Genomic DNA, 20093 nt, shown 5'->3' on the forward strand with positions numbered 1-20093 from the left:
TCGTGCCCGACTGGTCGCGGTTCCTGCCGCTGAGCACCGGGCCCTCGGTCGACGAGACGGGCGTCAGCAACGACTGGCGCCCCCTCGTCGCCGAGAGGCTCGACCGCCTCGCCGTCCTGGCCGCCTCGCCCTCCACCACGGAAGGCGAGGCGGCCAGTGCCGTCTCCCGGGACGCCCTGCTCGGAGAGCTCGTCGTGCGGCTCTCGAGCAGCACCGGCCAGCGCCTCGCGACGCGGATGGGCGCCCGCGAGGCCTCCTCCCCTCCCCCTGCCGCCGAGATCGCCCCGGCCCTGGCCGCTCTCGCCTCCGCTCGCCGCGCCGGCGCCGGTCCCCGCTCGGTCGCCGAGCTGGTCGAGGTCGTCCGCGTCGAGCTCGCCCTCTCCCCCGAGCCGCTCGCCCTCTCCTCCCGCATCACCGGCGGGGTGGCCCTGGACCGCCTGCAGCGCGCGCCGCTCGCGATCCGCGCCGCCGTCCGCGGTCGCACCCTCGCTCCGACCGACGCGGAGTGGGAGCTCGGCTCCGGCCCCGCCCTGCGCGTGCCGGCCGACGCGATCCTCCGCTTCCTGCTCGGCCTCGGGCCCTTCCCCGCCGAGCCGACCGCCTAGGCGGCGCCGCCTCCTGCCCCCGGGCGGAGGCGGCGCCGCGCCGGTCGTAGCATCGGAGGATGACGCGCTCACTGCCGAGAAGCACCCCGTCCGCCCGCTCCGTCGACGCCGAGGGAGTGCTGGCCTTCGTCGAAGGGGTCGAGGCCGCCTCCGGCGTCGAGCTGCACGGCCTGATGGTCGTGCAGGGCGGCGACGTGGTCGCCGAGGGCTGGTGGGCGCCGTACTCGGCCGAGCGGCCGCACCTCTTCTACTCGCTGAGCAAGAGCTTCACCGCGACCGCCGTCGGCCTCGCGGTCGCCGAGGGCCTGGTCGACCTGGACGCCACCGTCCTCTCGTACTTCCCCGAGCTCGACGACGAGATCACCGACCCGCGCTCGCGTGCGGTCCGCGTCCGCCACGTCCTCGCGATGGCGAGCGGCCACTCCGCCGAGACGATCGACCGCGCCGAGGAGACGGATCCGGTCGACCTGGTGCGCGGCTTCCTCCTCCTCCCGCCGGAGCAGGAGCCGGGCAGCGTCTTCGCCTACAACCAGCCCTGCACCTTCGCCGCCGCCGCGATCGTGCAGCGCGTGAGCGGGCAGTCGCTGACCGACTACCTGCGCCCGCGCCTGCTCGATCCGCTCGGCATCGGCGAGGTCGCCTGGCATCGGGACGACTCGGGGCGCGAGCTCGGCTACAGCGGGCTGCACGCCACCACCGAGGCGGCAGCTGCGCTCGGACTGCTGTACCTGCAGGAGGGGCGCTGGGGCGACCGGCGGATCCTCTCGCCGGAATGGATCGCCGAGGCGTCCCGCGCGCACGTCCCGACCCACGAGGACGGCGGACCGGACTGGCAGCAGGGCTACGGCTTCCAGTTCTGGCGGTCGCTGCACGGCTACCGCGCGGACGGCGCGTACGGGCAGTTCAGCCTGATCGTGCCCGAGCACGAGCTCGTGATCGCGCTGACCGGCCAGACCTCGGACACGCAGACGCTGCTCGCGCTCGCCTGGGAGCACCTGCTCCCCGCCGTCGGCCGCGGGTCCACGGCGGAGGCCGACGCCCGGCTGGCCGACCGGCTGTCGGAGCTCGCCCTTCCCCCGCTCGAGGGCGCCTCCCCCGCGACCGGGAGCTACACGCCGGTCGGATCGTGGCCCGACGCCCTCGAGGTGACGGCCGACGAGGGCGGCTGGACGCTCGCGCTGACCGAGGGCGACGAGCGCTTCGCCGTGACGCCCGGCGCAGGAGCCTGGACCGTCGACGGGCCGTTCGCGGCGAGCGCCGGTCCCTCGGGCGACGGCGTCCTGGTCGACGTCGTGTTCCTCGAGACCCCGCACCGCCTGCACGTCGAGCTCGCTCCCGACCGCACCGCCCGCGTCCGCTGGGAGACGGAGCCGCTGCACGACGGCCCGCTCGCCGGGCTGCGCGCCCCGCGCTGACGGCAGGACCCGCTCCGCTCATCCGTCGCGAACGGCCCGTCCGCCCCTCGACGACGGGCCGTTCGCGACGGATCGAGAGGGGTCGCGCTCGGCCGTGCGGATCGCGCGCATCGGGCGGTGCTCACCGGGGGTCGACGAGTCGAGGAGCGGAGTGGGCACGAGGGTCCTTCCTGGGTGGCGGCGCTCTGGCACAATCGTCGGAGCGCTGCTCCGGAACATTGCGGAGCACTGCTCCGGAATGTGGTGGAGCTGCGTTCGGAGAAATTACGGAGCGCCGCTCCGAAAAGCAAGGAGAACCGATGAGCGACCGTGTGCCCCGCACGCCCGGCCGACCGCGGACGAGTCGCGACGCACTGCTCGCCGCCGCGGCGACGGTGTTCGTGGCCTCCGGCGTGGACGCGCCGGTCCGCGAGATCGCGGCGGAGGCCGGCGTCGGCGTGGGGACGATCTACCGGCACTTCCCGACCCGCTCGGAGCTCGTGGTCGCCGTCTACCGCCACCAGGTCGAGGCCTGCGCGGAGGCGGGCCCACGGCTGCTCGCGGACAGCGCGACTCCGGAGGCCGCCCTCCGGGCCTGGGTCGCCCACTTCGTCGACCTCCTGGTGACCAAGCACGGCCTCGCCGGTGCGCTCCAGGGCGACAGCGCCGGATCCGACGCCCTGCACTCCTACTTCGTGGAGCGGCTCGTCCCCGTCTGCGGCGACCTGCTCGAGGCGGCACGACCCGCCCGGATCCCGGCGTCGAGTCTTAGCGGCTACATGCTCCTCAAGGGCATCGGCAACCTCTGCATCGGCGCCGCCCACGATCCGGACTACGACGCCGACACCCTCGTGCAGGCCCTCGTCACCGGAGCGCTGCAGGCGGATCAGCCCTGATCGCCTCCACGGTCCGCTCGACCGCGTCCTCGACCGCCGCCCTGCGGCTCGCGTCGTCCTCGCGCTCGGACTCGTGGACGAAGACGGCCCCGCCGCGCCGGGCTCCGCAGTAGTCGATGATCCCGTGCTGGATCTGCGTCAGCAGCGCCTGCTCGTAGCCGTGCCGCTCGTAGGCCCCGGCGGAGTCCCCCGCGACGAGGACGAGGTGGACGGTCAGAGCGCCGAGCCTGCGCTGCGTGCCGTGGACGGGGTCGATGTCGAAGGCCCAGCCCGCGAGGAAGACGCGGTCGATCCAGCCCTTCAGCAGCGCGGGCATCGACCACCAGTAGACGGGGAAGACGAGCACGAGGTGGTCCACGCCGTCGAGCCGGCGCTGCTCGCGGAGGACGTCGTCGGGAACCGGGCCGACACCGCGGTAGCGGTCCCGGTCGGCCGCGCCGAACCGCGGGTCGAAGCCCTCGGCGTCGAGGTCGGCCGTCTCCACTCCGTCGGGGCCGAGCTCGTACCGCAGCCGCCGGGCGAGGGCGGCGGTGAGGGAGTCGCGGTCGGGGTGCGCGGTGACGAGGAGGGTGCTCACCGCTCCAGTGAACCGCACCCGCCCTGCGGCACCCTGGCAGGATGACCCGGTGACTCCGCACCGCTCCCCCCGCCGCCCCGACGTCGTCTCCGTCGAGCTCGTCGGTGGACCGGAGCCGCTCGAGCTCGCCCTGCACGAGTACGACCCCGAGTGGTCCGCCCTGTTCGAGGAGCACCGGCGGCGCATCCTCGAGGCCGTCCCGGGCGTGCGTGTCGAGCACATCGGCTCGACCTCCGTCCCGGGCCTGCCCGCGAAGCCGATCGTCGACGTGCTGGTCGTCGTGCCCGACGTCACGGCGGAGGAGGACCACGTCGCGCCGCTGCTCGAGGCCGGCTACGTCCTGCGCACCCGCGAGCCCGGGCACCGGCTCGTCCGCACGCCCGGACGGGACGCCCACGTCCACATCTACGAGGAGGGTCATCCCGCGATCGACGCGTACCTCCTCCTGCGCGACCGGCTGCGCACCGACCCGTCCGACCGCGAGCTCTACCGCAGCACGAAGGCGTCTCTCCTCCTCCGGCGCTGGGAGGACGGGAACGACTACGCCGAGGCGAAGTCCGCCGTGATCGCGGCCATCCTTGAGCGCGCGAGATCCTCGCAGCCCTGAGACCTCCCGCGCTTCGTCCAGAACAGCGCCAACTTCCTCGACCTGCGCACGCTGGGCGGCGACGACGTCGGAGCGGACTACCTGCCCTGGGCGGCGGACGCGGCGACCGCGGCGGACGGCTCCGTCGTGGGCGTGCCGACCGACGTGGGCGGCCTCAGCTTCGCCTACCGTGCGGACCTGTTCGAGCAGGCAGGCCTCCCCACCGATCCGGACGAGGTCGCCGCGCTCTGGAGCGACTGGGACGGCTTCCTCGCGACCGGCGAGAAGTACACGGCCGCGACCGGTCAGCCCTTCGTCGACAACGTGGAGACCAGCGTCTTCTACTCGACGATCAACCAGGTCACCGAGAAGTACTACTCCCCCGACGGCGAGCTCGTCTACGACACGAACCTGCAGGTGGAGGACGCCTTCGACATCGCCGTGAAGGCCCACGACGCGGGGATCAGCGCCGGCATCGCCGCCTTCTCCTCCGGCTGGGCGCCCGGCCGGGCGAACGGCTCGTTCGCCGTGACCGTCGCTCCGTCCTGGATCCTCCAGGGCATCAAGACCGACGCCCCCGACACCGCGGGGAACCGGCGCGTCACCTCGGTCCCCGGAGTCGGCGGCAACTGGGGAGGCAGCGTCATCGCCATCCCGGCGCGGGCCGAGCACCCGCAGGCCGCGTGGCAGTACATCCAGACGATGATGTCGGCGGAGGGCCAGGAGGACCACTTCGCCACCTCCGGCACGTTCCCCGCCGCCACCGCCGCCCTGCAGAGCGACAGCGTCCGCGCCTACACCGATCCGTTCTTCGGCGACTCGAGGATCGGCGAGGTGATCGCGAGCTCGGTCGAGGACTTCCCCTCGTTCGTGAACGGCCCCGACACCGGAGCGATCGGCGCCGCTCTCTCGGGGGCGCTGGTCGAGCTGGAGTCGGGCAACGCCTCCTCCGCCGACGCCTTCTCGAGCGGGCTCGACAGCGCTCGCCAGGCGGTCGGCGGCTAGGCCGCACCGCACGTCCGATCGCCCTCGAGCCCTCCGGCCCGGGGGCGGTCGCGGTTCGGGCGGCATCGGATGATCGACGGTTCGCGGAGCGCGCCCTCCAACCGGGCGGAGCGTTCGCGCCGGAAGGTCGAGCAGCGAGGACCGGGCCCGCGCAGCCGTCGGGATCCGGCGATCGGATCGACCTGGATGTTGACGTCATCAGAGCCTCGTGGAAGCCTGATGTTTGCGTGAACATGCGCGAAGTCCCCGGTGCAAAGGAGCACAGCATGACGTCTCGACCACGAACGGCCGCCGCGGCGGTGGCCGCGCTGCTCGTCGCAGCACTCCTGGGGACAGGAGCGCAGTCGGCCTCGGCCGCCGTGGCCACGGATCCCGACGACGGAGTGCCGCGCACCTCGACGCCCGTGACCTACACCGACTACCCGGCGGTCCAGGACCCGGGCAGCACCGCGGCCGGCTACTTCCAGCCCTACTGGTACGACACCGACGGCCGCCACATCCAGGCGCACGGCGGCCAGATCGTCACCGTCGAGGAGGGCGGTCAGCAGGTCCAGTACTGGTACGGCGAGGACCGCACGAAGGGCTACTGGAACAGCCCCGGAGTCGCGGTCTACCGCTCCACCGACGGCCACAACTGGGAGAACAAGGGCACCGCGCTGCGCAGCGTCTCGGCTCCGGCCGACCTCGAGGCCCCCTACTTCGACGCGCTCTACGACACCGTCGACGACTCCGGAGCCCCTCGCGCCGACCGCATCGCGGAGCTCGACTACCACCTCGACACGACGCAGGCCTCGCCGAACACCGCCATCTTCGAGCGCCCCAAGGTCCTCTTCAACGAGAAGACCGGCAAGTGGGTCATGTGGTGGCACTCCGACGGCCGGACCACGCCGGGCGGCAGCACCTACGCGCGCTCGATGGCGGGAGTCGCCGTCTCGGACAGCCCGACCGGGCCCTTCACGCTCCAGGGCGTCTACCGCCTCTACAACCGCACGGACTACAAGGCCTGCACCACCTCCGCCGTGCCCGGGCAGGCACGGGACATGACCGTCTTCCAGGATGAGGACGGCACCGCGTACATCTCCTACTCCTCCGAGGAGAACTACTCGCTCTACGTGGCGAAGCTGGACGCCGACTACACCAACGTCGAGCGGACCACCACGACCGACACCCTCGACGCGAACCAGTACTCGGCCGACGGGACGTACCCCTACGTCTTCGCCGACGGTGCGGCCGGAGCACCGGTGCGCGGCACCGACTTCCAGATCGTCAAGGAATGCGGACACCTCGAGGCGCCCGCGATCTTCGCCAACGGCGGCAAGTACTACACGATCGCCTCCGGGGCGACCGGCTGGGCGCCGAACCCGCAGACCTACTACACCGCCGACTCGATCCTCGGCGCGTGGACCCGCGGAGTCGAGAAGGGCGACGCCGACGAGAACGTCGCCTACAACGCGATCCCGGAGGGCGGCGACGGCCTGCTCTCGATCGGCGACTCCCGCAAGACCACCTTCGGCTCGCAGTCGACGAACGTCCTCACCCTCGCTCCCGGGAAGTACGTCTACATGGGCGACCGCTGGAACGAGGGCAAGTCGGACTCGACCTACGTCTGGCTCCCGATGACGGTCGGTGAGAACGGCCGCCTCGAGATGCGGAATCCGGCTCAGGAGGACCCGGCGCGCTGGGGATCCGGCTGGAACCTCTCCTACTGGGACGACAAGGGGGTCGGCGAGGGCGTCTGGTCGGTCGTGGACGCCCGTCTGCCGAAGCAGGTCCGCCGCGGCGCCGACATCGCCGCCGCGCTCCCCTCGACGGTCTCGGTCGCGAGCAACGGCTCGACCCGCGACGTCGCCGTGACCTGGGCGGCCCCCGGCCCCGCCGAGCTCGGCACGGTGCAGGTGACGGGCACGCTCGCCGCCGACGCCGGATTCTCCTCCGGCCGCCGCTTCACCCGCACGATCGAGGTGGCGGAGCCGGGCATCGCGAACCTCGCTCCCGGAGCGTCCGTCGCGGTCTCGAGCCGCACGGACCTCGCCGGCAAGCTCATCGACGGCGACGTCAAGGGCAAGGGCTGGGACGACTGGTCCTCGGCCGGCTACCCGCGCGACAGCCGCCTCTCCTTCTCCTGGGGCGCGGCGCAGAACCTCGACTCGGTGACGGTCAGCACCTACAAGGACGGTGCGACCGCCACCTGGCCCTCGAGGATCGAGGTCGAGTACCAGGTGAACGGCGCATGGACGACCTCCTCGGTCGCCACCACCCTCAGCCAGGCCGCGACCGGATCCGCCCCGACGGCGATCCTCGACCTGTCCTCCCTGCCCGACACCACGGGCCTCCGCCTGCACCTCACCAGTGCGGCGAACACGTGGCAGTCGGTCTCGGAGGTGCAGATCTGGGGCACCGCGCCGCCGACGAACGTCTGCCGCGTTCCCGGAGCCGCGGTCTCGGCGTCGTTCAGCCAGACGAAGTACGCGACCCTCCCCGCGAAGAACGCCTGCGACGGCAACGTGAGCACCCCCTGGTCGACCTGGACCGACGGAACCTTCGCCGGCAGCGCCGAGTTCACGCTGACGAACACCGAGGCGCACCGCGTCGCCGGGCTCACCTTCACCAACACCGAGGGCACCTTGGCGTCGGTGAGCGTGGCCTACCGCGCCGAGGACGGCACCTGGAAGCCGACCACCGCGCAGAACGTCGCTCCGGCGGCGAACGGCACGCTGACCACGATCCCGTTCGCGGCGGTCTCGGCCACCGGCCTGAAGCTGACCTTCTCCACGCCGGGCTCGTTCCTCAAGATCGGCGAGATCGTCGTCCCCGAGGCGGCCGCCCCGGCGCTGACGGTGCCGGTGACCGTGACGTCGCGCTGCGTCGCCGGGAAGGCGGTGCTGACTGTCCTCGCCAAGAACGGCGGCACCGCTCCGATCGACGTCGCGATGGCCTCGGCCTACGGCTCGAAGACGGTCACCGCGGTGGCCGCGGGTGCGAGCGGATCGGCCGCGTTCACCACCCGCCTCGCGAGCATGCCGGGCAGCCAGGTGACGGTGACCGCCACGGCGGGCTCCGAGACCCTCGCGCAGACGGTGGCCTACCCGGCCCGCGTCTGCTGAGCGCACGGCGGCCGGTCGACCGGCCGTGACGGAGGAGGGGGTGCCCGCGGGCGCTCCCTCCTCTGCGTGTGCGGCGCATCATCCGACGCGCAGGGCGAGTGCGGGCTCGATGTGCGCGGCTCAGGGCACCAGATGCCGAAGGACGTGCCGGGCCTGGGCGGGAGCGCCGTCACGTCGATCTCCGCGGGCGAGAAGGAACGGCCGCTCCCCCGCAGGCGCTCCCCGAGAAGGAGATCGGTCGTCTGATCGATCCGGCTCAGCGCCGCCTCGTCGAGGAGGTGGGCGCACGAGCATGGCCGAGCCCGCTGGCGCGCTCCGCGGCACTCCACCCGGAAGCGGGGGTGCAGAGCACTTCGCGCTCCTGGTAGTAATCACAGGCGGGCGCATCGCAGAGCCCGCAGAACTGGACCGTCCGTGACCCGCACCACCCGCGCTCTCGCCGCGTTCGTCCCGACGACGACCCTCGTGCTCTCCGTGGTGTTCGCCTCCGCCGCACTCGCGCCCGAGGCGATGACCGCCCCGGAAGCGGTGTCGACGCCGACCGCCGCCTCGCCCGCGGAGGATGCGGCGCCGACTGCGGACCCCTCCGTTCCCGGTGTGGGATCCGGCGCCTCCGACCGCCGCTCCTCGAGCTCCTCCTCCGCAGGCCCCGTCGAGCCCGCGCAGCCGACGACCGGCTCCTCCCCCGCGGACCGGCCCCCCACAGACCCGCCCGCCGCGGACCGTCCCGCCGACTCCCCCTCCGCCACCCCGCCCGATGCCGCCGATCCCCTCACCGGCGAGGACCCGGCCCGCACGCCGCCCCTGCTCCACGACCTCGACGGAGTGGACGTCGACGTCGACATCACCCCTCCCGCGCAGCCCGGCTCCCTCTCGCTCTCCGTCGCCGCCGACGCCGTCGACCTCGCCGAGTCGGGCTCCACCGCCCTCCAGCGCCGGTTCACGGGCGGGCTGCCCACGGTCACCGTCACCGACTCGCGCGTCGGCGCGCAGAACGACTGGTACGTCCTCGCCTCGGCGAGCGCCCTCACCGGCCCGAGCGCCTCGATCGGAGCCGACCACCTCGGCTGGACCCCGCGCCTGATCACCGGCACCGGCGCCATCGCGGGCGATCCGGTCGCCTCCTCCCTCGAGGGCGGCGCGGGCCTGCGGGACGCGCTGCTGCTCGGAGCCGCCGGCGGGGCCGGCACCTGGAGCGCCGACGCCGAGCTGCGGCTGCTGGCCGAGCCGGACGTCGAGGCCGGCTCCTACCGCTCGACGATCACGCTGTCGCTGTTCGCCTAGGCGCGGACCAGCGCAACGGCCGGGGACCGCGCCCCGCGGTCACTCCTGAGCGACCGCGACCGCCACGACGAGCGCGGAGTGGACCGTCGGCTCAGAGACGGCGAAGTAGCGGCTCGAGCCCTCGATCCAGGCCTCGGTCGCGCCCTCCCTGGTGCGGAAGCGGACGGGCTCGTCGCTCGACGTCCCGCGCCCGTCGGCCTTCGCGACCGCCTGCGAGCGCAGATCGGCGAGCACCTGCTCCGCCGTCGTCGCCCCGGACGCCACGCGGTCGCGGACGCTGCGGGCGCGCACCGCGTCGATCCCGATGTCGCGTCCGGTCGCCAGCGCCGCGACCACCGCGCCGTCGCAGTGCGCGATGCTGATCCGCATCCGCTCCAGCGCCGGGTGCTCGCCGCGGAGCACCGGGCGGCCGTGCGGTCCGGAGCAGCGCTCGCAGCGCGCGTCCACGGCGACCTCGAGGGGATCGATCCCGAGCGTCTCGGCGGCCAGCTCGCGCACGAGGACCCGGCCGAGGAGGAAGCCGTCCCGGACCTCGCGCCGACTCGTCGCCTCGTAGCGCAGGCGCTCGGCGAGGGTGAGCAGGCGCAGCATCCGGTGGCGGGCGGAGTCGAGGACCTCGGGCCGCGCCCAGCGCAGCTGCACGTCGTCGGTGGCGAGGAGGGGGAGTCCGGTCATGCCCCGGACGCTACGCACGCCAGGCGACATCGGCGTGACGGGAGGGTGGCCGGAGGGAGACGGGCCGCTGTTGACTGGGAGGCGTGCAGACCTTCCTCCCCTACCCCGACTTCCATCGCAGCGTCCGCGCCCTCGACGGCAAGCGGCTCGGCAAGCAGCGCGTCGAGACGCTGCAGGTCATGCGGGCGCTGACCGTCCCGGGGTACGGCTGGCAGAACCACCCCGTCACGCGGATGTGGCGGGGCTACCGGCCGGCGCTGATGACCTACCAGCGCGAGACCTGCGCGGAGTGGACGGAGCGCGGCTTCGCCGACACGTGCCTCGTGAAGACCGAGGAGGCCCTCGCCGCCGCCCCGGAGGATCTCGCCGCCTACCTGACCGGCGACTACCCGCTCCCGCCGTGGTTCGGCGACGAGCGGCTGCACCTCTCGCACCGCTCGAAGCTCGTGGCCAAGGACGAGGACCACTACGGCCCGCTGTTCCCCGGCACGCCGCCGGGGCTCGACTACCTCTGGCCCGTCGGCGCCTGAGCTCAGGCCGCGGGCGGGCGGAGGAACGGGATCGCGATGCGCGGACGGAACACCTCGCGCTGGTTCGCCTTCACCAGTCCGCAGATGATCAGCACGAAGTGCACCAGCCAGAGCACGGCGAACAGCGTGATCGGGATGCCGATCGGGTAGAAGCCCTTCGCGAGCGGGGTGTCGGAGGCGGCGAAGAGCAGCACGACGTGCGCGCCGAGCGTCACGACCCCGATCAGGATCACCGTCAGACCCCAGTTCGCCGCGTTCCGCGCGTTCTCGGCGGCGAGCCCGCCCTTCCTCCGGGCGGAGGGGTACACGGACGCCATGACGATGCCGCCCACGATCAGGCTGAGGAACGGGATCCCGATGAACGCGAGGAAGCCGAGAGCGTACGAGAGGGCGCCCGTGGGCGGTGCGGGGACGGCCTGCGGGGGGGCGACCGGAGCGGCCTCCGGGGTCGTCGCGTCGGCCGGTCCGGGGTCGGAGGAGGGGCTCGCCATGCCGACAGCCTAGGGAACACCGTCCCCCGGGTCGCGGTCAGGGTCTTTTCAGGCCTCTGGCCGGGCCTTCGTCTTCGGGGGCTCTCGGGTTAGTCTGTCGAGGTTGACCTGCCGCACGGAGCGTGCAGGGCGTCGGCCGCGGTCGTCGCAGCATCCGGGGGGATTCGCGAAGGAGAAGGTTTGGCGTCCGACAGAAGGACCACCGGTGGTGTGGTCAAGGCGATCGTGGGCTTCCTGGGCATGAGCGTCGTGGCCGGAGTCCTCGTGACCGCCACCGTCACCCCGGCTGTGGCGCTCGCCGGAGTCGCCGCGAACCAGTCGATCGGCGTCTTCGACGGCCTGCCCGACTACCTCGAGGTCGACAAGCTCTCCGAGAAGAGCAACATCTACGCGACCGGCTCCGACGGCCCGCAGCTGCTCGCCTCCTTCTACGTCGAGAACCGCGTCGAGGTGCCGCTCGACCGCATCGCCCAGGCCGCCAAGGACGCCGCCGTCTCGGGTGAGGACCCCCGCTTCTACGACCACGGCGGAGTCGACCTCCCCGGCACGCTCCGCGCCGTCGCGCAGACCTACGTGCTCGGCAACGACGTGCAGGGCGGATCCTCGATCACCCAGCAGTACGTGAAGAACGTCCTCGTCGAGAAGGCCGTCCGCAACATCTCGGACGACGCCGAGCGCGCGGCCGCGATCGACGAGGCCACCCGGACCTCCCCCGAGCGCAAGCTCCGCGAGATGAAGCTCGCCATCGGGCTCGAGAAGCAGTACACGAAGGACCAGATCCTCCAGGGCTACCTCAACATCGCGTTCTTCGGAGGCACCACCTACGGCCTCGAGACCGCCGCGAACTACTACTACGCGACCTCGGCCGCGGACCTCTCGATCGCCCAGGCCGCGAGCCTCATCGCGATCGTCAACAACCCGGCCGTCCTGCGGATCGACCAGCCCGACAACCCGGACAACGGCGCCGCGAACGGCTACGCCCGCAACAAGGACCGCCGCGACTACATCATCGGCAAGATGCTCGAGGAGGGGAAGATCTCGCAGGAGGACCACGACGCCGCCGTCGCCGCTCCGATCGAGCCCCGCATCACTCAGCCCAGCACCGGCTGCTCGACCGCGGGCAACGCGGGCTTCTTCTGCGACTACGTCACCAACGTCCTGAAGAACAACGAGATCTTCGGCGCCGACGAGGACACCCGCTGGACCAACTTCCGCCGCGGCGGCCTCGACGTCTACACGACGCTCGACGTCGGCCTGCAGGACGCGGCCGTCGCCGCCGTCGACGCGCAGGTCCCGCAGACCTGGAACTTCGACGTCGGAGCCGTCTCCGTCAGCGTCGAGGTCGGATCCGGGCGCGTGCTCGCGATGACGCAGAACAAGAAGTACTCGCAGGATCCGGACGTCCTCACGACCGACCCGTCCTACAGCGCCGTGAACTACAGCACCGATCGGGCCAACGGCGGATCCTCCGGGATCCAGCCGGGCTCGACCTACAAGCTCTTCACCCTGGTGGAGTGGCTGAAGGAGGGCCACAGCATCAACGAGTCGGTCGACGGGACGCGCAAGTCCACCTGGGGCACCTTCACGGACTCCTGCGTCTCCGGCGGCACCGACACGAGCAACGAGACGAGCGCGAAGAACGACGAGGGCGGAACCGGCGAGGTCGGCACCCCGGTGTCCTTCACGAAGACCTCCCTCAACACCGGCTTCGTCGGCATGGCCCGTGAGCTCGACCTGTGCGGCATCCGCGACACCGCGGTCGACATGGGCGTGAAGCAGGGCAGCGGCGAGGAGCTCGAGCACAACCCGTCGTCGGTGCTCGGCACGAACTACGTCTCGCCCCTCTCGATGGCCGGCGCCTTCGCCACCATCGCCTCCGGCGGCACGACCTGCGACCCCGTCGCGATCGACCGCATCACCGACTCCGCCGGAGCCGACCAGCCGGTGCCCCCGGCGAACTGCCGCCAGTCGATCGACCGCAACGTCGCCGCCACCGCGGCCGTCGCGCTGCAGGCGACCTTCACCGGCGGAGGGACGGCCGTGGCCTCCCGCACCGGCGACGGCGTTCCGCTGATCGGCAAGACCGGCACCACCGACGACGCGAAGGCCACCTGGATGACCGGAGCGAGCACCCGCGTCGCGACCGCCGTCGGCGTGTTCAACGTGAAGGGTGACGCGAACCTGCGCCTCGGCCGCTACTCCTTCGACTCCGGATCCGCCGCCACCGCGCGCCACCGCATCTGGCCGGTCGTCATGCGCGCCGCCGACGCGACGTACGGCGGGACGGCGTTCCCGGAGGCCGACGGCTCGCTGCAGGTCGTCCCGAAGGTCGACATCCCGGATGTCGTCGGGCTCTCCTCCGCCGACGCCGAGGCCAAGCTCGAGGCGGCCGGCTTCGGCGTCGTGCAGGGCGGCACGGAGGCGAGCGACGCCGCGGTCGGGACGGTCACCCGCGCCGACCCGTCGGGCTCGGCCCCGCGCGGCACCGCGATCACCGTGTTCACCAGCTCCGGCAACCAGAAGACCGTGCCGAACGTGACGGGCCAGGACCTGGAGGCCGCGAAGAACGCCTTCGGCGCCGCCGGCTTCACGAAGATCACGCTCGCCTGCGCCGAGGACCCGAAGGCGCCCGACGCCGGCCAGGTCACCGGGCAGGAGCCGGCCGGCGGCTCCCCCGTCGCTCCGGACGCCACGCTGAAGGTGACGATCACCGCGAAGAAGTGCCCCTGACCGGCGCCTGACGGCTCGTGAGAACGCGTCCGGCCCGCGAGGATCCTCGGATCCCGCGGGCCGGACGCGTTCCTGTCGGACGACGGCGTCGGAGCCGGGGCTACTGCCCGCGCCCCCGGATCGCGCCGACGATCGCGACGGTCGCGAAGTAGACGATGAGGGCCAGCACGCCGAACGAGGCGAGCGCCCCGCTGGCCTCGGCCCAGGGCCGTCGCTCGTCCGTCATGGTGCCGGGCATGACGATGTCGAGGGCGAACATGCCCACCGCCAGGGCGAAGCAGACGAGGCTCAGCACGAGCAGCGCCCGGACCGCCTTGCCCACGGGGTCGTAGTAGCGCGGGTTCGACATCGTGCCTCCGGTTCTCGTGCTCTCGTGTCTATCCCGCCCGGACCGCTGTGGCAAGCCGTGGGGACGCGGAGACCCCCGCCCCTCCCCCTCCGCGGGCGCCGCTCGCGACGACGGGCGGTGCCGTCGCCACGAGCGGTCTCTCGCGGGAGGATGAGGGACGGGGGTCGGAGCGGGACCGGCTACGCGGCCAGCGGGAGGGCGGCGGCCGAGGTCACCAGCAGCTCGCCGCCGACGGCGTCGACGCGGACAGCGCCTCCGTCGGAGACCTCGCCGCTGACGAACAGGTCGGCGATCCGGTCGTCGATGGAGCGCTGGACGAGGCGGCGCAGGGGCCGGGCGCCGTACTGCGGCTCGTAGCCGTTCTCGGCGAGCCAGTCGACGGCCGCCTCCGTCACCTCGAGCGTCACCTCGCGGGGAGCGAGGCGGGAGCGCGTGGTGTCGAGGACGATGCCGACGATCTCCCGCAGCTGCTCGCGGCCGAGGCGGCGGAACAGGACGATCTCGTCGATCCGGTTGAGGAACTCGGGGCGCATCGCCTCGCGGAGACGGCCCATGACGCGATCCCGCAGGTCCTTGTCCGAGGCGAAGCCCTCGGCCGACGCATCGCTCTGAGCGACGAAGCCGAGCGCACCCGACCGCGAGGCCAGGAACTCCGAGCCGAGGTTCGAGGTCATGATGATCACCGTGTTGCGGAAGTCGACCGTCCGCCCCTGGCCGTCGGTCAGACGCCCGTCGTCGAGCACCTGCAGCAGCAGGTTGAACACGTCGGGGTGCGCCTTCTCGATCTCGTCGAAGAGGACCACCGAGTACGGGTTCCGGCGCACGCGCTCGGTCAGCTGACCGGCCTCGTCGTAGCCGACGTACCCGGGAGGGGCGCCGACCAGCCGCGAGACCGTGTGACGCTCGCCGAACTCGCTCATGTCGAAGCGGATGACCGACTGCTCGTCGGCGAAGAGGGAGCCTGCGAGGGTGCGCGCCAGCTCCGTCTTGCCGACACCGGTCGGGCCGAGGAAGAGGAACGAGCCGACCGGGCGCGAGGAGTCGCCGAGGCCTGTGCGGCTGCGGCGGACGGCCCGGGCGACAGCGGTGACCGCGTCGTCCTGGCCGATGACCCGCTGGTGCAGCTCGGTCTCGAGGTGCGCGAGGCGCTCACGCTCCCCCTCCGTGAGCCGCGACACCGGGATGCCGGTGGCGCGGGCGATGACGGCCGCGATCTCGGTCTCGCCGACGACCGCCTCCGCGGGGGCGCTGCCGGTGGCCGCGTCGAGATCCGCCTGCACGGCACTGATCTCGTCGCGGACGCGGGACGCCTCCTCGTAGTGCTCGGCCGAGACGGCCGCGTTCTTGTCGGCCTCCAGGGTCGCCAGACGCTCGAGCAGAGCTCCGGTGTCGACGCCGGATCCGAGGCGGAGGCGGAGGCGCGCGCCGGCCTGGTCGATCAGGTCGATCGCCTTGTCGGGCAGCACGCGGTCGGTGAGGTACCGGGCCGAGAGCTCGACGGAGGCGCGGAGTGCCTCGTCCGTGAAGCGCACGCGGTGGTGCTCCTCGTAGGCGGGGCGCAGGCCGTGCAGGATGGCGACCGCGTCCTCGATGCCGGGCTCGCCGACGCGGACCGGCTGGAAGCGCCGCTCCAGTGCCGGGTCCTTCTCCATGGTGCGGTACTCCTTGAGCGTGGTGGCGCCGACGAGGTGCAGCTCGCCCCGGGCCAGACGCGGCTTGAGGATGTTGCCCGCGTCCATGCCGCCCTCGCCGCCGCCGCCCGCACCGACCACGGTGTGGACCTCGTCGATGAAGACGATCAGCTCGCCGGAGTGCGCCGCGATCTCGTCCATGGTGCCGGTGAGGCGCTCCTCGAAGTCGCCGCGGTAGCGGGTGCCGGCCAGCATGCCGGGGAGGTCGAGCGAGATCACGCGCTTGCCGCGCAGCTGCTCGGGGACCTCCTCCGCCACGATCGCGCGGGCGAGGCCCTCGACGATCGCGGTCTTGCCGACGCCGGCCTCGCCGACGAGCACCGGGTTGTTCTTGGTGCGGCGGCTGAGGATCTCGACGGTCTGCTCGATCTCGTCGGCGCGCCCGATGACCGGGTCGAGCCGGCCCTGGCGGGCGAGAGCGGTGAGGTCGGTGCCGAACTTGTCGAGCAGCGGAGTGTCGGAGGCGGGCTGTCCCGCCTCCTGCTGCTGCGGGGCCTCGGTCTCGCGCATGCCCTGGGTGAGGGCCTCGGCGGTGACGCCGGCGTGGGCGAGGACCTGCCCGGCGGGGGCGTCCTGGCCGAGCACGAGCGCGAAGAAGAGGTGCTCGGGCTCGATGTAGGTCGAACCGCTGGAGCGGGCGACCTGGTAGGCGTGGAACAGCGCGCGCTGCGCGCTGGGGGTGATGGTGGCCGCGTTCTGCGAGGCGTGGGCCTCGTCGGCCTGCGGGAGGCGCGCCTCCGCGGCGGTGGCGATGGCGGCGGGGTCGACGCCGATGCGGCGCACGGCCTGCGAGACGGTCTCGTCGTCGATGAGCACGCGGAGCACGTGCAGGGCGTCGAGCTCGGTCTGGCCGCGCTCGAGGGCGAAGCGTCCTGCGGACTGCAGGATGTCGCGGGTACGGGCGGTGAGGAATCGGCTGAGGTCGATCGACCGCGCCGCGCGGGCGCGCTCACCGTCGAGGTAGCGGGCGAGGAAGTCGTCGAACGAGCTCGCTCCGGCCTCGCTGTAGTTGTCGGGCACCTGTCCTCCTGAGGAAGTTGAGTCGGTTACGCTCAAGTTCAACGCAGGGGTGCCGTTCCTATTCCCGCCCCTCCCCCGCGAGATGCCGCTTCGGTCCGCGACGGGCGTACGACCGGCGTCTCGCGGGGACGGGAAGAGGCACGGACTCCGGGGAGTCCGTGCCTCTCTGCGCCGACGCGCATTTCCTCCGGGGTGGGAGCTCTAGGGGACGAGGTAGCCCGCCGCGCGGAACAGCTCGTACCACTCCGGCCGCGTGAGCGGCAGATCGGAGCCGAGGGCCGCATCGCGCACGCGCTGCTCGTTGGTCGTGCCGAGCACGACCTGCATGCCCGCCGGGTGGCGGGTGATCCAGGCGGTGGCCACGGCGATCGCTGGGACCCCGTACGTCGCTGCGAGCCGGTCGATGACGGCGTTCAGCTCGGGGTAGGCCGGGTTGTCGAGGAAGACGCCGGTGAAGAACCCCGCCTGGAAGGGCGACCAGGCCTGCACGGTGATGTCGTTCAGGCGGCAGTAGTCGAGGATGCCGGCGTCGCGCATGACGGACTGGTCCTCGCCGACCATGTTGGAGGCGACGCCCTGCGCGATCAGCGGCGCATGGGTGATCGAGAGCTGCAGCTGGTTCGCCACGATCGGCTGGTTCAGCGACTTCTTCAGCAGCTCGATCTGGTACGGCGTCTGGTTCGAGACGCCGAAGTGCTTCACCTTGCCGGACGCGTGCAGCTCGTCGAACGCGCGGGCCACCTCATCGGGCTCGACGAGCGCGTCGGGCCGGTGCAGGAGCAGCACGTCGACGTAGTCGGTGCGCAGCGCCTTCAGCGAGCCCTCGACCGAGGCGATCAGATGCTCGTACGAGAAGTCGAAGTAGGGGCCGTCCGGGACGATGCCCGCCTTGGTCTGCAGGACGACCTGCTCGCGCTCCGACGGGGTGAGCGCCATCGCCTCGGCGAAGCGCTCCTCGCAGCGGTGCAGCTCGCCGCCGTACACGTCGGCGTGGTCGAAGAAGTCGATGCCGGAGTCGCGGGCGGCGCCGACGAGGCCGCGGATCGCCTCGTCGCTCATCTCGGGGATGCGCATGAGGCCGAGGACGACGTTCGGGGAGTCGACACCGGAGGTGCCGAGGGGGACGTGCTTCACAGGGAGTGCTCCTTCGTTGGATACCTCGTCCACGGTAGGCGCACCGCCTGGGCGCCGTCCAACAGGGGGCGCTGGTGCGATTCATCCGGTGGAGTGGTGAATCGGCGGAGGGCGTTGAGGATGCCGGACGAACGTGGTGCCGCGACGCCGATTCCGCGGCGGGGAGGGAGTCCTTCGTCGTTCGTCCTGAGTTCTGAACGGCTTGTCCGCGTATCCCGACGGTGGAAGGCTGCCGCCATGACGATCGAGGTGCGCGCGGCCACCGTCTTCGACGACCTGGCGACGATGGTCGGCCCGAAGCGCCCCGACGCGAGCGTGTGCTGGTGCCTGAGCTACCGGCTCCGCTCCTCCGTCGAGAACCGGGCTCTCGCCGGTCCCGCTCGCGGCGCCCGGGTGCGGGAGCTGGTCGCGGAGGATCCTCCGCCCGGCGTCCTCGCGTACGACGGCGACCAGGTGGTCGGCTGGGCGGCGGTGCACCCCCGGGCCGACACGAGCTACGCGACGAACCGGCGCATCCCGCACGTGGACGCCCTCGACGCATGGAGCGTGTGGTGCCTCCGCGTGCGGCCCGGCTTCCGCGGGCGCGGGATCTCGCATCCGCTGCTCGAGGGCGCCGTCGAGTTCGCCCGATCGCAGGGGGCACCGGCGATCGAGGGCTACCCGGTCGACAACGCCGGCACGGAGGTCGACCTGACGATGGCGTACGTCGGCACGCGCTCGCTGTTCGAGCGCGCCGGCTTCGAGAAGGCCGCGGACACGACCTCGGTGCTCGGCGGCTTCCCCCGGGTGCTGATGCGCCTGGCCCTTTGACGGCGCCCACGACAGCCGCTCCGGCCCGTCCGCCGAGACACCGACGTGCCGCCCGAGGCGCCGCCGGCAGGACGGAGCCTCGGCGACAGGGCGGCGCCTTGCCGGGTGCGGTGACCCGGCGCCCGCCCGCCGCCCGGAGACGGGGAACGACCCCTCACCCGCGAGGGGAGGGGCCGTTCGCCGTGGAGGCCGGGACGTGGTGTCGACGCCTAGAAGTCCCAGTCCTCGTCCTCGGTGTTCACGGCCTTGCCGATCACGTAGGAGGAGCCGGAGCCCGAGAAGAAGTCGTGGTTCTCGTCCGCGTTGGGCGAGAGGGCCGACAGGATCGCGGGGTTCACATCGGTGACCTGCTTGGGGAACATCGGCTCGTAGCCGAGGTTCATCAGCGCCTTGTTGGCGTTGTAGTGCAGGAACTTCTTGACGTCCTCGGTCAGGCCGAGCTGGTCGTAGAGGTCCTGCGTGTACTGCGCCTCGTTGTCGTAGAGCTCGTAGAGCAGCGAGAACGTGTAGTCCTTGATCTCGTCGCGCTTGGCCTGGTCGACCCGCTCGAGCCCCTTCTGGAACTTGTAGCCGATGTAGTAGCCGTGCACGGCCTCGTCGCGGATGATCAGGCGCACGAGGTCGGCCGTGTTGGTGAGCTTGGCGCGCGAGGACCAGTACATCGGCAGGTAGAAGCCCGAGTAGAAGAGGAACGACTCCAGCAGCGTGGAGGCGACCTTCCGCTTCAGCGGGTCGTCGCCGCGGTAGTAGTCCATCACGATGGACGCCTTCTTCTGCAGGTTCGGGTTCTCCATCGACCAGCGGAAGGCCTCGTCGATGTCCTGGGTGTTCGACAGGGTCGAGAACACCGAGGAGTACGACTTGGCGTGGACCGACTCCATGAACGCGATGTTCGTGTAGACGGCCTCCTCGTGAGGCGTGATCGCGTCCGGGATGAGCGAGACGGCGCCGACGGTGCCCTGCACGGTGTCGAGCAGGGTGAGCCCGGTGAACACGCGCATGGTGAGCTGCTGCTCCTGGTGCGTGAGCGTGTTCCACGACTGGATGTCGTTCGACAGCGGGACCTTCTCGGGCAGCCAGAAGTTGCTCGTGAGGCGGTTCCACACCTCGACGTCCTTGTCGTCCTGGATCCGGTTCCAGTTGATCGCCTGGACGGAGTCGACGAGCTTGAGCTTCTCGGGGGGAGTCATGATTCCTTCTCGCTGCTGCGGA

General features: G+C 72.0%; 17 protein-coding genes. 10 read left to right on the forward strand and 7 right to left on the reverse strand.

Annotated elements, in window-relative coordinates; translation table 11 throughout:
* The first annotated feature begins 2 nt into the window (after positions 1 to 2).
* From C5C36_RS10500 to C5C36_RS10510, 3 genes are all read left to right on the forward strand, one after another.
* A complete protein-coding gene (locus tag C5C36_RS10500) occupies positions 3 to 605 on the forward strand; it encodes a hypothetical protein (RefSeq protein WP_104234507.1) in 603 nt (200 codons plus the stop codon).
* Between the two features lie 59 nt (positions 606 to 664).
* On the forward strand, positions 665 to 2020 hold the full coding sequence (locus tag C5C36_RS10505) for a serine hydrolase (protein WP_104309709.1): 1356 nt from the start codon (positions 665 to 667) through the stop codon (positions 2018 to 2020).
* A 299-nt stretch (positions 2021 to 2319) separates the two neighbouring features.
* Positions 2320 to 2895, forward strand: a complete 576-nt coding sequence (locus C5C36_RS10510) for a TetR/AcrR family transcriptional regulator (RefSeq protein ID WP_104309710.1) — start codon at positions 2320 to 2322, stop codon at positions 2893 to 2895.
* On the opposite strand, the gene C5C36_RS10515 is transcribed toward C5C36_RS10510, so the two are convergent.
* On the reverse strand, positions 2864 to 3472 hold the full coding sequence (locus C5C36_RS10515) for an NAD(P)H-dependent oxidoreductase (RefSeq protein WP_104309711.1): 609 nt from the start codon (positions 3470 to 3472) through the stop codon (positions 2864 to 2866). The genes C5C36_RS10510 and C5C36_RS10515 overlap by 32 nt on opposite strands.
* 49 nt (positions 3473 to 3521) lie before the next feature.
* Here C5C36_RS10515 and C5C36_RS10520 point away from each other — a divergent pair, with 49 nt between their 5' ends.
* The 4 genes from C5C36_RS10520 (at position 3522) to C5C36_RS17620 (ending at position 9451) form a co-directional block, all read left to right on the forward strand.
* Positions 3522 to 4079 (forward strand): GrpB family protein, encoded by a 558-nt coding sequence (locus C5C36_RS10520; protein ID WP_104309712.1) that lies wholly within the window; start codon positions 3522 to 3524, stop codon positions 4077 to 4079.
* A 51-nt stretch (positions 4080 to 4130) separates the two neighbouring features.
* Positions 4131 to 5063: an ABC transporter substrate-binding protein gene (locus tag C5C36_RS10525; RefSeq protein ID WP_258072266.1), complete on the forward strand. Its 933-nt coding sequence runs from the start codon at positions 4131 to 4133 to the stop codon at positions 5061 to 5063.
* 266 nt (positions 5064 to 5329) lie between these two features.
* Positions 5330 to 8167, forward strand: a complete 2838-nt coding sequence (locus C5C36_RS10530; protein ID WP_104319904.1) for a discoidin domain-containing protein — start codon at positions 5330 to 5332, stop codon at positions 8165 to 8167.
* Positions 8168 to 8581: 414 nt separating this feature from the next.
* Positions 8582 to 9451, forward strand: a complete 870-nt coding sequence (locus tag C5C36_RS17620) for a hypothetical protein (protein WP_104309715.1) — start codon at positions 8582 to 8584, stop codon at positions 9449 to 9451.
* Positions 9452 to 9490: 39 nt separating this feature from the next.
* Here the strand turns inward: C5C36_RS17620 and C5C36_RS10540 are convergent, their stop codons facing one another.
* Positions 9491 to 10126 (reverse strand): 4'-phosphopantetheinyl transferase superfamily protein, encoded by a 636-nt coding sequence (locus C5C36_RS10540; protein ID WP_104309716.1) that lies wholly within the window; start codon positions 10124 to 10126, stop codon positions 9491 to 9493.
* 83 nt (positions 10127 to 10209) lie between these two features.
* Between C5C36_RS10540 and C5C36_RS10545 the strand changes: the two genes are divergently transcribed.
* Positions 10210 to 10656: an MSMEG_6728 family protein gene (locus C5C36_RS10545; RefSeq protein WP_104224363.1), complete on the forward strand. Its 447-nt coding sequence runs from the start codon at positions 10210 to 10212 to the stop codon at positions 10654 to 10656.
* Positions 10657 to 10658: 2 nt separating this feature from the next.
* Here C5C36_RS10545 and C5C36_RS10550 read toward each other — a convergent pair whose 3' ends face one another.
* Positions 10659 to 11147, reverse strand: coding sequence for a DUF4870 domain-containing protein (locus tag C5C36_RS10550; protein WP_104247716.1), 489 nt, complete (start codon positions 11145 to 11147; stop codon positions 10659 to 10661).
* A 180-nt stretch (positions 11148 to 11327) separates the two neighbouring features.
* Here C5C36_RS10550 and C5C36_RS10555 point away from each other — a divergent pair, with 180 nt between their 5' ends.
* The gene (locus C5C36_RS10555) at positions 11328 to 13877 is read left to right on the forward strand and encodes a transglycosylase domain-containing protein (RefSeq protein WP_258063707.1); all 2550 of its coding nucleotides are present in this window, start codon (positions 11328 to 11330) and stop codon (positions 13875 to 13877) included.
* A gap of 100 nt (positions 13878 to 13977) precedes the next feature.
* Here the strand turns inward: C5C36_RS10555 and C5C36_RS10560 are convergent, their stop codons facing one another.
* The 3 genes from C5C36_RS10560 to C5C36_RS10570 all read right to left on the reverse strand — a co-directional run bounded on the left by C5C36_RS10560 (position 13978) and on the right by C5C36_RS10570 (position 18071).
* On the reverse strand, positions 13978 to 14226 hold the full coding sequence (locus tag C5C36_RS10560; protein ID WP_104224361.1) for a hypothetical protein: 249 nt from the start codon (positions 14224 to 14226) through the stop codon (positions 13978 to 13980).
* A gap of 179 nt (positions 14227 to 14405) precedes the next feature.
* Positions 14406 to 16937 (reverse strand): ATP-dependent Clp protease ATP-binding subunit, encoded by a 2532-nt coding sequence (locus tag C5C36_RS10565; protein WP_104309717.1) that lies wholly within the window; start codon positions 16935 to 16937, stop codon positions 14406 to 14408.
* Positions 16938 to 17138: 201 nt separating this feature from the next.
* Positions 17139 to 18071 carry an aldo/keto reductase family oxidoreductase gene (locus C5C36_RS10570; protein ID WP_258059515.1) on the reverse strand — a complete coding sequence of 311 codons (933 nt, stop codon included), beginning with the start codon at positions 18069 to 18071 and terminating at the stop codon, positions 17139 to 17141.
* A gap of 237 nt (positions 18072 to 18308) precedes the next feature.
* Between C5C36_RS10570 and C5C36_RS10575 the strand changes: the two genes are divergently transcribed.
* Positions 18309 to 18881: a GNAT family N-acetyltransferase gene (locus C5C36_RS10575; RefSeq protein ID WP_104309718.1), complete on the forward strand. Its 573-nt coding sequence runs from the start codon at positions 18309 to 18311 to the stop codon at positions 18879 to 18881.
* A 209-nt stretch (positions 18882 to 19090) separates the two neighbouring features.
* On the opposite strand, the gene nrdF is transcribed toward C5C36_RS10575, so the two are convergent.
* Positions 19091 to 20071 (reverse strand): class 1b ribonucleoside-diphosphate reductase subunit beta, encoded by a 981-nt coding sequence (gene nrdF / locus C5C36_RS10580; RefSeq protein ID WP_104224358.1) that lies wholly within the window; start codon positions 20069 to 20071, stop codon positions 19091 to 19093.
* Positions 20072 to 20093: the final 22 nt, after the last annotated feature.

This window comes from Rathayibacter sp. AY1G1 (assembly GCF_002932095.1).
Taxonomy (GTDB): Bacteria; Actinomycetota; Actinomycetes; order Actinomycetales; family Microbacteriaceae; genus Rathayibacter.